16 protein-coding genes and 1 tRNA gene are annotated in these 15524 nt (G+C 54.8%); 9 read left to right on the top strand and 8 right to left on the bottom strand.

Annotated elements, in window-relative coordinates:
* Positions 1–19 precede the first annotated feature (19 nt).
* Both LAO76_14935 and LAO76_14930 read left to right on the top strand, forming a co-directional pair.
* Positions 20–1276 (top strand): MFS transporter, encoded by a 1257-nt coding sequence (locus LAO76_14935; protein MBZ5492222.1) that lies wholly within the window; start codon positions 20–22, stop codon positions 1274–1276.
* 40 nt (positions 1277–1316) lie between these two features.
* Positions 1317–1826 (top strand): GNAT family N-acetyltransferase, encoded by a 510-nt coding sequence (locus LAO76_14930; protein MBZ5492221.1) that lies wholly within the window; start codon positions 1317–1319, stop codon positions 1824–1826.
* 111 nt (positions 1827–1937) lie between these two features.
* Here the strand turns inward: LAO76_14930 and LAO76_14925 are convergent, their stop codons facing one another.
* Complete coding sequence (locus LAO76_14925) at positions 1938–2939, bottom strand: M20/M25/M40 family metallo-hydrolase (GenBank protein MBZ5492220.1); 1002 nt, start codon at positions 2937–2939, stop codon at positions 1938–1940.
* A 190-nt stretch (positions 2940–3129) separates the two neighbouring features.
* On the opposite strand from LAO76_14925, the gene LAO76_14920 reads away from it, so the two are divergent.
* The 3 genes from LAO76_14920 (at position 3130) to LAO76_14910 (ending at position 5997) form a co-directional block, all read left to right on the top strand.
* The gene (locus LAO76_14920) at positions 3130–3810 is read left to right on the top strand and encodes an alpha/beta hydrolase (GenBank protein ID MBZ5492219.1); all 681 of its coding nucleotides are present in this window, start codon (positions 3130–3132) and stop codon (positions 3808–3810) included.
* Complete coding sequence (locus tag LAO76_14915) at positions 3810–5123, top strand: DUF4147 domain-containing protein (protein MBZ5492218.1); 1314 nt, start codon at positions 3810–3812, stop codon at positions 5121–5123. Before LAO76_14920 ends, LAO76_14915 begins: the two co-directional genes overlap by 1 nt.
* Positions 5124–5217: 94 nt before the next feature.
* A complete protein-coding gene (locus LAO76_14910) occupies positions 5218–5997 on the top strand; it encodes an SDR family NAD(P)-dependent oxidoreductase (protein ID MBZ5492217.1) in 780 nt (259 codons plus the stop codon).
* A gap of 9 nt (positions 5998–6006) precedes the next feature.
* Here the strand turns inward: LAO76_14910 and LAO76_14905 are convergent, their stop codons facing one another.
* On the bottom strand, positions 6007–6393 hold the full coding sequence (locus LAO76_14905; protein ID MBZ5492216.1) for a DinB family protein: 387 nt from the start codon (positions 6391–6393) through the stop codon (positions 6007–6009).
* A gap of 199 nt (positions 6394–6592) precedes the next feature.
* Here LAO76_14905 and LAO76_14900 point away from each other — a divergent pair, with 199 nt between their 5' ends.
* Positions 6593–7336, top strand: a complete 744-nt coding sequence (locus tag LAO76_14900) for a hypothetical protein (GenBank protein MBZ5492215.1) — start codon at positions 6593–6595, stop codon at positions 7334–7336.
* Positions 7337–7548: 212 nt separating this feature from the next.
* Here LAO76_14900 and LAO76_14895 read toward each other — a convergent pair whose 3' ends face one another.
* From LAO76_14895 to LAO76_14870, 6 genes are all read right to left on the bottom strand, one after another.
* Positions 7549–7716 (bottom strand): hypothetical protein, encoded by a 168-nt coding sequence (locus LAO76_14895; protein ID MBZ5492214.1) that lies wholly within the window; start codon positions 7714–7716, stop codon positions 7549–7551.
* Positions 7717–7725: 9 nt separating this feature from the next.
* On the bottom strand, positions 7726–8133 hold the full coding sequence (locus tag LAO76_14890) for a DUF2752 domain-containing protein (GenBank protein MBZ5492213.1): 408 nt from the start codon (positions 8131–8133) through the stop codon (positions 7726–7728).
* Between the two features lie 131 nt (positions 8134–8264).
* Positions 8265–9095 (bottom strand): tetratricopeptide repeat protein, encoded by an 831-nt coding sequence (locus LAO76_14885; protein ID MBZ5492212.1) that lies wholly within the window; start codon positions 9093–9095, stop codon positions 8265–8267.
* Between the two features lie 310 nt (positions 9096–9405).
* Positions 9406–9481, bottom strand: a tRNA-Thr gene (locus LAO76_14880).
* 158 nt (positions 9482–9639) lie between these two features.
* The gene (locus tag LAO76_14875; protein ID MBZ5492211.1) at positions 9640–11496 is read right to left on the bottom strand and encodes a tetratricopeptide repeat protein; all 1857 of its coding nucleotides are present in this window, start codon (positions 11494–11496) and stop codon (positions 9640–9642) included.
* 112 nt (positions 11497–11608) lie between these two features.
* A complete protein-coding gene (locus LAO76_14870) occupies positions 11609–11755 on the bottom strand; it encodes a hypothetical protein (protein MBZ5492210.1) in 147 nt (48 codons plus the stop codon).
* Between the two features lie 884 nt (positions 11756–12639).
* On the opposite strand from LAO76_14870, the gene serS reads away from it, so the two are divergent.
* From serS to LAO76_14855, 3 genes are all read left to right on the top strand, one after another.
* Complete coding sequence (serS, locus tag LAO76_14865) at positions 12640–13506, top strand: serine--tRNA ligase (GenBank protein MBZ5492209.1); 867 nt, start codon at positions 12640–12642, stop codon at positions 13504–13506.
* Between the two features lie 509 nt (positions 13507–14015).
* Positions 14016–14381 (top strand): hypothetical protein, encoded by a 366-nt coding sequence (locus tag LAO76_14860; protein MBZ5492208.1) that lies wholly within the window; start codon positions 14016–14018, stop codon positions 14379–14381.
* A gap of 196 nt (positions 14382–14577) precedes the next feature.
* Entirely contained in the window at positions 14578–15363 is a 786-nt protein-coding gene (locus LAO76_14855; protein MBZ5492207.1) for an outer membrane lipoprotein carrier protein LolA, read from the top strand.
* Positions 15364–15524 lie beyond the last annotated feature (161 nt).

The raw sequence follows: 15524 nt of genomic DNA, 5'->3' as shown, positions 1-15524 counted from the left end.
GCTTTTCAGCGCCTTCGCCATCAATCCCGCGCCTCTCAGGGTCTCGCGTGACTACCGCCTGCTTTTTCTCAGCCAGACAATTTCTTTCTTCGGCTCGATGATGACCTTTGTTGTGCTGCCGTGGCAGATGTACCAGCTCACGCGCTCATCGCTTGCTGTGGGACTGTTGGGCGTCGCGGAATTTGTTCCCACCATCACCATGGCCTTTGTCGGCGGAGCGCTGGCTGACTATGTGGACCGCCGCCGCATGGTGCTCATGACGGAATTGCTTATGGCGGTGAGCAGCGCCTTGCTTGTCCTGAACTCGCTGCTACCGCATCCGCAAGTCTGGGTGCTTTTTCTGTTCGCCACGGCCATCGCCGGATTGAACGGCCTCAAGCGACCGTCGTTGGAAGCACTAACGCCTCGTCTGGTTCCAGCCGACCTGATACCTGCTGTTTCAGCTTTGCGCGCAGTCGGTACCACGCTCGGAGGCGTGCTTGGCCCCGCGCTCGGAGGAGTTCTGGCCACCGCCGCCGGACCCGCGGTCGCATATTCTATCGATCTCAGCACCTTTGTGATTTCACTTGTTGCGCTGTGGATGATGCGGGCCACGCCGCCTCCGCTGAATGCTGATCGTCCCAGCCTTCGGTCGCTAATTGAAGGCCTGCGTTATGCGCGCAGCCGGCCGGAACTGATGGGCACTTACCTGATTGACATGAACGCGATGTTCTTCGGTATGCCCATGGCGTTGTTCCCTGCTATCGCAACAAAATTCGGAGGAGCTGCGGTGGGACTGCTCTATGCGGCACCGTCTGTGGGCGCATTCTTCGCCTCAGTCGCCTCAGGCTGGTCGGCGCGCGCTCATCGCCACGGCATGGTGGTAACGATTGCGGCAGCAATCTGGGGCGTGGCGATCATCGCTTTTGGATTTGCTGACCGGCTTTGGCTTGCTCTGCTGTGGCTGGCCGTAGCAGGCGCGGGAGACATGGTAAGCGGCCTGTTTCGCATGACCATCTGGAACCAGACCATTCCAGATCACCTGCGCGGACGGCTGGCAGGAATTGAAATGGTCAGCTACATGTCCGGACCAATGCTTGGCAACGCCGAAGCTGGGATTGTCGCCAGCCTGTTCAGTATTCGCACGTCAGTGGCTTCAGGCGGTATTCTTTGTGTCTTAGGCACCGGACTGCTGGCGGTGATTTATCCCGCCTTCTGGCATTACGACGGACGCGCCGGGGTACTTCGCAAGCAGAGAGAAGAAGCAGAGCGCGCGGCTATGCTTCCCACCGCTTAGAATTATTTCGGCCGTAATTTTTCAACGGAGTTTGCCTTCGATGAGCATCCGCATCCGTCCGGCGAATCGTGCCGACCTTCCGCGACTGACGGAGATCTACAACCATTACGTGATCCATACCCCCGTCACGTTTGACGTTGAGCCGTACACGGTTGAGCGGCGCGCGGCATGGTTTGAGCAGTTCGCGCTGACCGGTCGCTATCGTCTGGTCGTCGCCGAAGAAGACGGTCTGGTGCTGGGCTATGCCGGCACTACGCGTTTCCGCCCCAAAACAGCGTATGACACAACGGTGGAAACCACGATCTATTGCGGTCATGAAAGCGTGGGCAAAGGAATTGGCAGAAAAGTTTATGCCGGATTGTTTGAGGCGTTGGCCCGCGAAAACATCAACCGAATCGTCGGCGGCTATACGTTGCCGAATGATGGTTCAGCGAAGCTGCATGAATTTTTTGGCTTCAAGAACGTAGGCATTTTCACCCAGGTCGGGTACAAGTTTGGGAAATACTGGGACGTGCAGTGGACGGAACGGCCGCTGAGAATCGGCAATTAGCAATTAGCCACTAGCCCAGCTAAAGCCGGATGAGTATCGAATGGACTGGCGGCAATGAGCGGACATGCTCTTCGACTCCCCATGCTCAAGCTAATTGCCATTTGCTAACTGCTAGCTGCTGCTTTCCAGCAGTTGCCGAGCGATTGAGCAATAAAGCTCCACCGCTTCATGCAGCTGCTTCTTGGAAATGTATTCGCGTTCGGTATGGGCAACATGGATCGACCCCGGACCGATCAGCACTGGAGTACCCCAGTTGGTGAGCGCAGGAATATCCGTCGTGAATTTGGCTACCATACTCTCAATGCCTTCCACGGTGCGCAGCTTCATGAACGGAATTTCCAGCACGAATTCAGCTTCAGCCAGATTCTCGACAGCTTGCAAGATCTGCTTTCGCAGCGCCTCACTGGGTCCCACCAGGCGGTAGAGCAACTGGGCCCGCGCATGATCGGCAATCACGTTGGTGGCCCGTCCGCCATCGATCAGCCCGATATTCAGCGTGCATGGCCCGGCTTCCGGGTCCACCGGCAACTCCATGGCCCGCAAACGCTCCAGGGCGGTCAGCAGCTTGTCAATGGCCGATTCGCCAAGCTCAGGGTACGCTGAGTGCGCCATCTTTCCTTTGGCCGTTAGAAGAAGGCGAAGCACGCCCTTGGACGACGTAGCAATCTTGTTTTCCGTGGGCTCACCGTTGATCAGATAGCGGCTGCCCAGCGGATTTTCATTGGCCACCTTCGCGCCCTGGCTGTCACGCTCCTCACCCACCAGAAACAACATGCCAACAGCGCGGCCTTCCTTGCGCAAACGCTGGCATGCGGCGATTTGCGCGGCGATGATCCCCTTGGCGTCGCATGCGCCACGACCGTAAATGTTGTCGTGGTCTTCAGATGAAGAAATGAACGGCGGCACGGTGTCCATATGCGTGGAGAAAACCAGCTCCGGCTTCTGTCCGTCAATTGTGGCCACGACATTGAACCGTTCATGGGCCACCGGCATTTTATGCGTGGTGTAACCCATGTTGGAGAGCACTTCATAGAGCTCTGCACCAACGGCGCCTTCATTGCCGGAGATGGATTCAATGTCGATGAGCCTGCGGGTTAAGGCAACGGGATCCATGAGTGCTCTACAGGATAAATGGTTAAACCAAATCTCACCACGGAGACACGGAGAAAAGCAAATATCGATTCGCCGCCAAGTGCGCAAAGTACGCAAAGGAATTGACGATTTGACTTCATTCCCTTGCGGCCTTCGCGTCCGTTGCGGTTAGCATTCACTGACAGCTGAAGGCTGAAGGGTGAGTGCTGTGATAAAAAGAAATGTGGCCAACGGAATCAAATCTTTCTTCCTCAATGGACCCGCCGGACGGCTGGAAGCATTACTGAATCAGGGCCAGCCAGACGCTACGCACGCGGCGCTGGTCTGCCATCCGCATCCTTTATTCGGCGGCACGATGCATAACAAAGTCGTTTACCATGCCATGAAAACCCTGAGCGGCTTTGGCTTCCCAGTGCTGCGTTTCAACTTTCGCGGCGCGGGTTTGAGCGATGGCGAGCATGATCGCGGACATGGGGAGCAGGAAGACGTTCGCGCAGCGCTGAACTGGCTTGATTCAGCGTTTCACTTGCCCATAATCTTCTGCGGATTTTCATTTGGCGCCGCGACGGGCCTGCGGGTGGGTTGTGACGACCAGCGCGTAGTTGGTCTGATCTCGCTGGGGACGCCAGTCGGCGTAGAAGGCCGTGCTTATTCTTATAAATACCTTCCAGACTGTACGCGGCCAAAACTCTTTGTCAGCGGATCACGCGACCAATATGGTCCTCCTGAGAGCCTGAAAAAGGTTGTTGAGGCTGCTCCCGAACCGAAAGAAATGGTGATTGTGGAGGGCGGCGACCATTTTTTTGAAGGCCATCTGCCGGAGATGCAGGCAGCCATCCACGCCTGGGTAAGCAGGCTTTTCGCACCGGGTCGTCAGGCGGAAGCCAGCTAATGTCGATTGCCCACAGCATGCGCTCCGCGGCGCGTGAGATTTTCCTTCACGCTTTATCCGAAGCCAGCATTGAAAAGGCGTTTGATCGTCAGGTGCATTACCAGCGCGGCGTGCTGCGCGTGTGCGACGACCTTTATGACCTCAAGTCTTATACTCGCGTGGTGTCGATTGCGTTTGGCAAGGCAGCGCATCGCATGGCGGAGATTCTTGCGCGTCAGGTCGGGGCAACAGCGGTCGAAGGAATCATCGTTGATCCAAACCAGCATCCCTACCAGCTTGTCGGCTACCGTTATTTTGCCGGAGGACATCCGCAGCCCAATGAAGAATCCGTGCGCGGGGCCGAAGCGATTTTGAAAACTCTGGGCGCGCTGAACGCGCAATCACTGGTTATCTTTTTGGTAAGCGGCGGTGGATCGGCCGCGGTGGAAAAACCGGTGGACTCAGAGATCTCTCTCCCCGATCTCATCGCGACATACAAGGCACTCGTCAACTCCGGAGCGCCGATCGCACAGATCAATGCCATACGCAAGCACCTTTCGGCAGTCAAAGGCGGGCGCATGGCGCACGCCGCGAACGGGGCGCAGCAGGTTTCGATCATGGTTTCTGACGTGCCGGAAAATGCTCTGGATTCCCTTTCCTCCGGGCCAACCATGCCCGATTCAAGCACGGTGGAAGATTGTTACCGCATCGCGCATGAGCACAATATGCTGCCGGAGTTTCCTGCGTCGGTAAGAGAACTTTTTGAACGGCACGCGCTGGATGAAACGCCTAAGCAGGATGACGCAGCGTTTGTCCGCTCACGCTGGTGGAAGGTGCTGTCGAATGAGACGGCAGAAAAAGCGGCGGCCACAGCGGCGGCAAGGCACGGGTTTGCCGTTGAAATCGACCATAGCTGCGACGACTGGGATTACGCACGCGCGGCGGACTATCTGCTGGAGCGTCTGCGGGCATTGAGAAAGAGCGTGGCAAAGGTCTGCATCATTTCCGGCGGCGAGGTCACGGTGAAAGTTCCAGCCAATGCAGGAGCCGGTGGACGCAACCAGCACTTTGCTCTCTACTGCGCGCAGAAAATTGCTGGAGAAAACATCGCAGTGCTGAGCGCGGGGACGGACGGCATCGATGGCAACAGCCCAGCGGCAGGCGCAGTGGCTGATGGCACGACTCTGGAACGTGCTCAGAAAGCCGGGCTCGCTGTAGCCGCACACTTCAACGGCTTCAATTCATTTCCATTGTTTCAAAAGCTGGGCGATGCGATTCAGACAGGACCGACGGGGAACAACGTCAGGGATTTGCGTGTACTGCTGGCCTACTGAGTTTCCTTTTCTTCCCGGATCAAATACGTGAGCGTTTTATTTGACGCTCCCGAGCACCTTCTGTATATACGGGGGATGCTTAAGGGGTGAGTGTATGCAAAAACGTGTTGCCGTTGTGACAGGCGCCAGCCGGGGCGTGGGAAAAGGCGTCGCGCAGGAACTGTGCCAGGCCGGATTCATGGTGTACATCACAGGACGAAGCGTCGCGGACATGAGCTACATTCAAGGCAAAGGCACCGCGATCCTATGCGATCACAGCAACGATCAGCAGGTTGAGCGTACGTTTGCGCAAATCAGCCAGGAGCAAGGCCGCATTGATGTGCTTGTGAATAATGCCTGGGGCGGGTATGAAAATATGATGGAAAACGGCGAGTTCACATGGTCGCGCCCATTCTGGCAACAGCCCCGCTGGCGCTGGGACTCAATGTTCCAGACGGGCGTCCGCGCGGCGTATGTGGCCAGCAGGTTGGCAGCGCCATTGATGCTTTTGCAGCGCAGCGGACTCATTGTGAACATTTCTTTCTGGGCGGCGCAAAAGCATATTGGCAACGTTGCGTATGGTGTTGCCAAAGCGGCGACAGACAAATTGACATCGGATATGGCAGCAGAGCTCAAGGAGCACAATGTTGCAGCTGTATCGCTTTATCCAGGGCTTGTGCGAACGGAGAAGATCATGGCCGCCGCAGAATGGCTTGATTTGAGCAACTCAGAGTCTCCGGAATTTACAGGAAGAGCGGTAGTAGCACTGGCGAACGAGAATGAGGTCATGCGCAAATCCGGCAAAGTGCTGGTGGTGGCTGCGCTGGCACAGGAGTACGGATTTACAGATATAGATGGCAAATCGCCACGGCCGCTCAGCCTAGCTGACGTGTAAAAAGCGCCTTCATCTTCCTCTCACGAGCTGAAGCACCACATACAAATGATGTGCCTCATGCACGAGAAAGAACTCCAGCCACAGTGAAAGACTCATCGAGCCAAACTTGGGATGAACGCCTGTGCGAGCAAAATCTTCTTCGTTCAATGATCGCAGTCGGGCCATAAGCTTCGCGCGCATGGAAGAAATTCGCACTAGAAGCTGCGGAGTTGGCAGGCTCGTCCATGCCGGCCATTCAGGATCGTCTTCAGCGCGATAACGGGAAAATTCCGGGGCCTGCTCGGCAAGAATGCGCTCAATACGCTGAAGAAATATCTGGTGATAGCGGGCGAGATGTGCGAGTTGTTCATGAGCTGACCATTTGCCGGAGACCGGCTTCTCGCCTAGCGTCTCCATAGAAACGCCGCTCAAAGTTACGGCCAAAAAATCCTGAAGCTGCGTTTCACAGCGCTGAAGGCAAGATTGGAGCACGAAGAGATTTGTAACACATCCATATTTCCTGAGCGGCCAGTAATTTCGTTTTTGCGCGTCCTTATAGACTTGCTGCGCTATACTTTGCCGCACAGTTCATGGCCTGAAAAGCAAGGAGTGTGGCATGTCCAATCATGCGGTCCGCAAGGTACTCTGGTGGGTATGTTTGTTCATAGCGCCGCTGGTGCTGGCAGTCATTGAGCTTTTCCATCCTGCAGGTTTCACACAAAATCCGGGAATGTACCAGTACGTTTCCCATCCTCAGCCTTACAATCGGGCGTACCAGGCGCTGGCCTATCCGGGCCCGCACTGGTGGTTTCTGCTCCATACCATCCAAACGCCGATGGTGGCCCTGGTGGCGGTCGGGCTATGGCTGATGGTCCGCCGCGTGGAGGACGAGCATGGCAGCGCAGCCGTCTTCTTTAGCTGGCTCTCCCGTCTAGCTACGTTTATTTTTCTCATCTACTACACTGCGCTTGATTCCATTGGCGGCAGCGGCATGGCCCGCACTATTCTGAACACGCAGAGTCTGGCAAGCCAGGGACATCTCACTCCTGATCAGGTGAGCGGCGTGGCGCTGGTGCTGAACACCACATGGGTTGATCCATGGGTTGGCGGCGTGGGATCAGCGATCAGCCTGACAGGATCATGGGCTGCATTTGCCTCCGCGCTTTTTGTGGCTGTGGCGCTGTGGCTTGCCCGCAAAGCTCCTATACCGGCCCTGTTGTTATTGGTCGGCTTTGGCTGGGAGCTGCAGATGAGCCACACAATGCCTCATGGGCCCATTGCATTTTCTTTGTTGATCATCTCAGCGTTTTGGATATGGTGGTCGGATCGTCGGGCAGTTAGCGGGCAAAAGCCATTGTAATCAGCGTGGCAGGCCGCGACTGGTCGTCGGAACTCATGGGCTGACCTTTTCCGTGCACAACGGTCGCGCTCAGTATTTCGATTGGCTCGTCGCTCAAAGTTACGGACAGAAAATCCTGAAGCTGCGTTTCACAGCGCTGAAGACGCGTTGAGTTTGAGTCGGTCACCGGCAGTTTTCAAGACGAACGACAAGAAGCCTATCTTGGAGATTGATCACGCGTTCCAGGTGAAGCCGCAATGGCCGCAAGTAGTCGGCTTGCGACCGGCCAGCAGTGAAAGCAGCCCGACGGGAAAGAAGCAAATGCTTACGACAATCGCCCATGTGGGATAGCCCGCCCGCTCCGTCATGGTATTGCACTTGGAACACGAAATTGCCGCCATTCATCCCCCTTAAAACACTCTATAGCTCCAAACGAGGAACAATAGTATCACCGTGATGTTCGAACCGTAACGTGAAATCGATGACACGGCAGCGGCCGCTTGAGGCAGCGCAATGGCAACTGGCCGCGCTACGATCTGATAGCAAAATAGCAATGCAACGGCAATACCAGCGGGATTGAAGAACCACGCCTTTGCGAGATCGAACCTGAGCGCCGCCATCAGCGAATGTGAAATGCCGCATCCAGGACAGGGAATCCCCAAAAGCTTTTTCATCAGGCAGAAATGGGGCACGTGCGGAATGATTGGAACCAATAGCAAAACGACCAACGTGGAAATCAACATGGCTAGGTGATGCTGGCTCCGTTCAGGGACGCGGAGCCTGGTGAGAATCCAGCGCGGACAAAAATCAATCTCCATACTTTATGCCCTGTTAAGCAGTTCCAGAATAGTAACAGCGTTGGGCGCTGTTTGATCAAGCAGCATCGTAGCTATAGGGATCCCTCCCTTCGCTCGGGACTTCGGAAAACGCCGCGCTCGGGATTACAAAACTATTTTTTCTTCGGAACCAGCTTCAACTCATCCGCGGCCAGGATTTTTCTCATCTGGTTGCGCGCATGAATAGACCATGGACCAACGGTGTCGAGACGGGTATAAGCCTGCCAGTGATGGAGGGCCTTGCGCGGCTGGCGGGCTTTTTCAAAAGCCAATGCCAAGTTGTAATGCGCGTCCGCATACGTCGGGGCCAGTGAGATGGCGGATTGGTATGCGCGGATAGCGTCGGGCAAGCGGCCGGTTTCGTCGAGCACGTTGCCCAGATCGAAATAAGCGAGCGCATAGCGCGGATCGACTTCAATCGCCTTGCGGTAAAAGTGCTCAGCCTGCACGTAATCATGGCGGTTATAAAAGAGCGTGCCCAGGTTGATATAAGCGGCGGCGTGCGTGGGATCAAGGTCAACACACTTCTTATAATTGTCAATGGCCTCAGCCTGTGTGCCGGGATCTTCTTCCAGGGCCACTCCGCGGGCAAAGAACTCGCTGGCGGTTTCTGCGGCGCGCATGGCATGAATCTTGTGCGACTCGACAACTTCGCGCTGGTTGAAATCCATCACGAACTGTCCGGCCAGCGGCTCCATCGCCGAGCCCTGATGGCGAAACACTACGCGCGACTGGCTGGCGAACGTCCCCATTTCCATCAACGGGTTTTCCATGCCCGCAACTTGGCGCATGGCGCGCAATGATTCAAGGATCACGGCGGAGCGCACGCGCTTGGCGCGGAGATCGCGCAGCTTCTTGATTTGCAGGAGGTCAAAGAAAGAATAGGATTCCGCCGCAGGCAACAAACCGGCTTTTTCCCAGCCTGCCAGCTGCCGAGCTGTAATGCGAAGGATCCGCAGAACGTGTGATCGATCGTATCTTTCCACTCGTGGCCTTTGGAAGTACGAAGTCTTTCTTCCTAAGTACAGAATATTATGCGAAAGAACAGGCAGAAATAGCAAGAGGAAATCTCCGCAAAGTGTGGAAAACGTAGCAGTTTAGTTACGTGTCACCAGAGAGGGTCGGCAGAGTTCCTGGAACCTCTCGCCATTCGATGACGGCCTAGCGCGAAGTGGCAAGCAATAAGCTGCGAGGCAGCGAATTTCAAAGGAAATGAAAATCTCAGGTGGTTTGGAGCGCAGCGACAAAGAAATATGGAGCCGACGATCGGACTTGAACCGATGACCTGTCGATTACGAATCGACTGCTCTACCAACTGAGCTACGTCGGCCAAAAAAGTTGACTAGCAGGACGGGGGAGATCCTTCCCCTTCGCAAGCTCAGGGTCAGGATTTCGGCTCGCGGCTCAGACGCCGCGAAAACGCCTCAATCTATTCTAAGAGAGAGCGGCAAAGCCGTAAAGGCCACGCGGTAAACTGCGTCGCGGCGTTTATTCAAGTTCCATGCTCACCAGATTCCCCTGATCATCTCCGCTCTTACGATAGTTGACGGACACTTTACGGTTCGTCCATGAGCAGGAAAACTCGTCCGCTCCAATCAGGACCAGTTTCTTCGATTGCGGCGCCAGCATCTTCCATTTCTTTCCGCCAGAAGAAATAGTGATCGTAGCGGCAGGCGCGGCGGAACAGTCCACCGATACAAGAACACCCTTCAGGAACAGCACCGGATTGTTTGATGCAGGAAGCGTCCGTATTTCCTCCCCGCTTTGTGACGAACCTGTGGACTTTCCCTCTTCATCCGGCACTCTATTGAGTTCAACCGGCTGGACGGCAGTCTGCCTATTGCCCGATTGTGCCCCATGGTCGCTAACAGCCGATCTGTAAGCTTCCACCTGTTGCAATTGTTGGGCGGCCATGGACGCGATCCCAGGCTCAGAGCTCATCCGCAACTGCTGCAACAAGGGAATAGCATGATCGAGGTCCTGCGCCTGGAGATAAGCATTGGCAAGATTGCCCGAGAACCAGGGATTCCTTGGGCTCAAAGCAACGGCCTTTTGCAGGGCGTCAATCGCTTCCTGCTTTTCTCCGGCATAGGAGAGGTTCATGCCCAGGAGGTTGTAGGCGTCAGGATAATTCGGCTCCAGTGAGATCGCGGCAGTAAGCTCTTTTCTGATGACATCCAGCTTTTCCTTGTTCTCAGATGACATGCCTTTCCGGCTCATCATCAATGCCAGCAGGTAGTGGATCTGTGGGTCCTTTACGTCCTGGGCGGCAGCGCGTTTGAAGTGCTCACTGGCGTTGTCCCAATCATTCTTTTGCATGGCCTCATAGCCAAGTCCCCGATTTGCCACAACATTTTCCGGCTGTTTTGCCAGTATCTCCTGAAATTCCGTAATGCCTCTGGCACGGTAGTCGCGGGAATGATAGTCCAGGTCCGCCAGCACGGACTTTATGTCCAGATCACTTAAAGGGTGCGATTTAAACTGCACTGTTTCAGCGCCGGGTGGCGTGGGCGCGCGAAAATACATTGTTCCGACGCGGAAGTAACCCTCAATTGCCTTTTGCAGAGCTTCTGGCTCCATGCCAAAGCTGCTCCGGATCGCTTCCGGCACCGCCACATGCTGGTCCTCTGTCATTCGTACGTAGGTGGCAACCTGCTTCATCATGTTTTTTGCCATGAAGAAATGCACTGTCAGCCAGGATTGCGCGTAGAAGACTGAGCGGCGGTCATCGCGGTTGTAGATCTGCGAGTCGTGGCTCACGCTGAACAGGTCAACAATCTTCAACCAGCGGCTTTGGCTTAGCAACTCAGGCAATTCAGGCTTGACCAGGCCGATGTCAATTTCCTTTTTGTCCACCTTCAGAGAGGAACAGTATTCCGCAAAACCTTCATCGAACCAGACCGGCGATGGAGGAAAGTTGCTGTTGATCAGCAGATGCGCGTATTCGTGAAAAACCGTTCCCCAGCTATCCTCCTGCGAAAGATCCAGGGCAATATACTGGCGCTCTTCATTGGATCCGGGGCCGCCACGGCCTGCGTTGCCCAGGAAAAATCCGGCCACCTCGATTGGTTTGCCTCCGTAGAGCGGCGCGAACTGCCGCAACTCTTTACCGTTACGAAATGCAATGATCTGCAAAGGCGCCGTGTTGACACTGACTTTTTTGAAGATCACACCAAATGCCATGCGCATCTGTTCAAAACGTTGCGCGACGTCACGGGCACGTTTTTCTCCGCCATCGGTGGCAACGGAAAAGTGCGATGAGTCAACCTCGACCCATTGCTGGTCAGCTTGCGCGGCAATACTACAGATGAGAACAGAAACGAAGAGAAAAGTTCGGCGAATCATAGGCACTCTCATGCAGGAACAAAGGAAAGATGGCTATGAGAGTACCTCGATTTTTGCTGCGGTTGCAATGGATGAAAGGACTTAGAGTGCGGAGCATTTCAGCTAAACCATCTCAATTAAACCATCCGCTGCGATAGACAACCCACCAGCAAAAGACGAGCAGTGGCAAGGTAAGCGCCAGGTTCCACCACAGCGGGAGAAGAACTCCCATCAGCGCGCCCAGCACGGTAAAGAGCAGCCAAAAAATCTTTTTTTCCATGAAACCCAAACTTTACCACTGATCGACACTGATAACACTGATTGGAATCGCCGGGATCGCCGACATCGCCGTCATCGCGCGTCATCGGCAAACCAAGCAAAACCTTACTGCGGATCGACGCTGATCGGAGGAAGACGGAGTGGTCGTTGCGTAGTCTGCTGGTGACGTGGGGTGCTTTTCAGGGAAAATGGGTCCCTCGCTACGCTCGGGATATTATCCTTTGGTAAAGTAATTGATTCATGCTTGATCTTGCTTACCTCCGAGAGAACCTCACACAGGTTGAAAAAATGCTGCGGCGGCGTGGGATGGACCCGCAACAGGTGTTGGGCGGCTTCCGCGAAATCGATGAATCGCGTCGAGCCCTGATTACCCAGTCCGAGACATTGAAGGCGCAACGCAATCGCGCATCAGAAGAGATCGCGCGGCTGAAAAAGGCCGGGCAGGATGCCAGCGCGGAGATGGAGCAGACACGAGCGTTGCGAATACAGGGCGATGAACTGGAGCGGCAAGCAGCGGCAATCGACAAAGAATTGCGCATGCTGCTGGCTGGGATTCCCAACGTGCCGCATGAGTTGGTGCCGAAGGGCACATCGGCTGAGGACAACAAGGAAGTTCGGAAATGGTTCGGTATCGACGCGGCAGGAAACGAGCTTACAGAGTTGCCGAAGTTCAGCTTTAAGCCCAAGCCACACTGGGAGCTGGGCGAGCAGTTGGGAGTGCTGGACATGAAACGCGCCGTCAAGCTCACTGGCGCGAGGTTCGCCGTCTATTGGGACCTGGGCGCCAAGCTGGAGCGGGCTCTGGCCAACTTTATGCTCGACCTGCACACCAGCGAGCACGGCTATACCGAAGTGCTGCCCCCTTACTTGGCGAATTCCGATTCGATGTATGGCACCGGCCAGTTGCCGAAATTCGCCCAGGATTTATTCAAGGTGCCAACAGACCGATTTGAGGCAAATCCGTATCATGTTCCCAAAATCGACGAAGTAGTGACTCTCACCATGGGTGGGCAGCCTGGAGAACTTTATAAAATTGTCAAAGTTGGTACAGGGACGGTGGACCTTGCACTCCTCGATAATATGGGTGGGGAAGCAGCTCTCAAAAACAACGTACCTTTGACAACGCTACAATATGAAAGAGACCTGTGGCTGATTCCCACGGCGGAAGTGCCGCTGACCAATCTTTATCGCGACGAGACGATTGACGCGGCGCGGCTGCCGCTTTCCGTCACGGGATATACGCCGTGCTTCCGCAGCGAGGCTGGGTCGTATGGAAAAGACGTGCGCGGAATCATCCGGCAGCACCAGTTCCAGAAAGTTGAGCTGGTAAAGTTCACGCGGCCAGAGCAATCTTACGAGCAGCATGAGCAGCTCACGCGCGATGCCGAAAGCGTGCTTCAGGCTCTGGGCCTGCCGTATCGCGTGATGCTGCTATGCACAGGAGATATGAGCGCGGCTTCAGCAAAAACTTACGATCTTGAAGTCTGGCTGCCAGGGCAAAACCTATATCGCGAGATTTCTTCCTGCTCAAATTTTGAGGCTTATCAGGCTCGGCGGGCGAACATCAGATTTCGTCTGGAGGGCAGCAAGAAGAGCGAGTATGTGCACACGCTTAACGGCAGCGGGTTGGCGATTGGGCGGACGTGGCTAGCGATCATGGAAAACTATCAACAGGCCGACGGCAGCGTGGTAATCCCTGAAGCGTTGAGAAAGTATGTGGGGGCGGAACGGATCACGGCGAAAAAGTTCTAGCAAAACCTACCACGGAGACACAGAGGCACGGAGAAAACCAGAACAGGGTTTAACGCGGATGATCGCGGATCCAAATCAAAACTTACAACTGATTAGCACGGATGACACTGATCAGGGATCGCCGTGATAGCACGTCATCGCCGACATCGCGCGGAATCGGAAAACCAAAACCTTACCGCTGATGAACGCTGATTGGCCTCGGATCAAAAGTAAAACCTCACCACGGATGAACACGGATCACACGGATTAAAACCGGGAAGATGCTTACCACTGATCAACACTGATACCACTGATCGGACCAGGACCAAAAGCAAAATCCTTGAAACACGGAGGAACAGAAGAAGCGGGTGCCAACGTTTACGTCCGTTTAACTCTGCGTTCCATTGAGAGCTATGCCTTTTGATCACCTGGTCACGCGCGATCAAGGGATCACCCGATTTCGGGAGATTACTCAGCTTTCTCCTGGTTATTCTTTGCGTTTAGCCCCGGTAACTGAATAAACTATTCACATGTCTCGCATTGGGCGCACGTTAAAGGGCTATCTGTTCTGGACCTACGCGCGGGGAAGCTTCCATTACGACGTAATGGTCACGCTGATACTGGCGTTTATCTTTATTGCGCCGCGTTACATTGATTTCAAAGACAAACCGCGTATCCAAGAACAGCATCCTACTGGCATTGTTGCAAGCGCAGATGGAAAGATGTTTGAGGTGGATGCCGCCGCCGTGGATGCCCAGGACGAAGGCATGGTGCGCGCGAATTTCCAGCGTGTCCTGAGGCCGATTACCGGCCCGGTGACCGTGGAACGCGTGGAGCAAGTGCGTGATGGAAACGGGCACGTGGTGGCGTATCGCGGCTGGGTGCACAGACGGTAGGCGTCCACAAGACAAATCTTCACAGCCCAAGGCGTTCAAAGAAGTAATCAGTGTTCGCGGGTGGACGTTTCGCAGAGAAACTTTGGATCGAATTGGGCCGCATTGACGACATGCGGAGAAAAGCGAAACGGCTTTAAGAAATCGCCTGAATCTTTCTTGAACTTATCTGCGCACAGAAAGTGGAAAACTATTAGCCATGAAATCTGACCGCCGGTGTTCACGATGGACATACTTGAGGCCCGCGCTTGCGGCCTTGTGCTGCCTGATACTGATGGCAAGCGCATACGGCAGTAAATCGAAAAAGCCAGCGAAAGCCTTGGCGTCTTCTGAACAGCAAACCAGCGCAGGGCAGCCCGCTGCCGCGTCCGGCGATCTGGCCACGGTGCTGGCAAAGATGAACCAGTCGTCGACCAAGTTTAAGTCGGCGGAGGGAGATTTTGAGTTTCAGTCATACCAGAAGCTGACGGACGACACAGACACACAGAAAGGCCGCATTTACTTTCGCCGGACAAAAGGCGGCGTGGATGCCGCGTTTGACATTGGCGGATCGGCGCCCAAGCAGGTGGTTTACAAAGATGGGGTACTGCGGATCTACGAAAAGAAAATCAATCAGGTGACTGAGCGGAACGTGGGCAAAAACAAGTCTGACGTGGAAGCTTTTTTGAGCCTGGGGTTTGGCGCCAGCGGCGACGAATTGCAACGCGACTACGCCGTGAAAATGGATGACTGGGAAATGGTGGACGGCGTAAAGACAGCCAAGCTTGATCTGACGCCCAAAAAAGAAAAAGTCCGGCAAACGTATAACAGGATCATTTTGTGGATTGATCCGGACCGGGACATTTTGCTAAAGCAGCAATTCTTTGAGCTTTCAGGTGACTATCGGGTGGCCCATTACACCAATATGAAGCTGAACGAAAAGGTGCCAGAGGACGTTTTCCGTCTGAAAACAAACGGAAACACCAAGACAATCAAGCCCCAATAATAAAAACATTCATAGCGTGGGCGCGTCCTGCGGGTTTAAAATCAGAGGGAACGAGGCTAAGGCGCAGGATCTGAGGATTAAAGGCATCGGTTCCCGTCGATTTTCGCATCGTTAGGCCGATTTTTCGCCACATATGGGCCGGTGGCAGCATCTGAATAAGC

The organism is Terriglobia bacterium (assembly GCA_020072645.1).
Taxonomy (GTDB): domain Bacteria; phylum Acidobacteriota; class Terriglobia; order Terriglobales; family Acidobacteriaceae; genus Angelobacter.
Note: the sequence above shows the minus strand (reverse complement) of the source record. Positions and strands in the feature narration are given on the sequence as shown.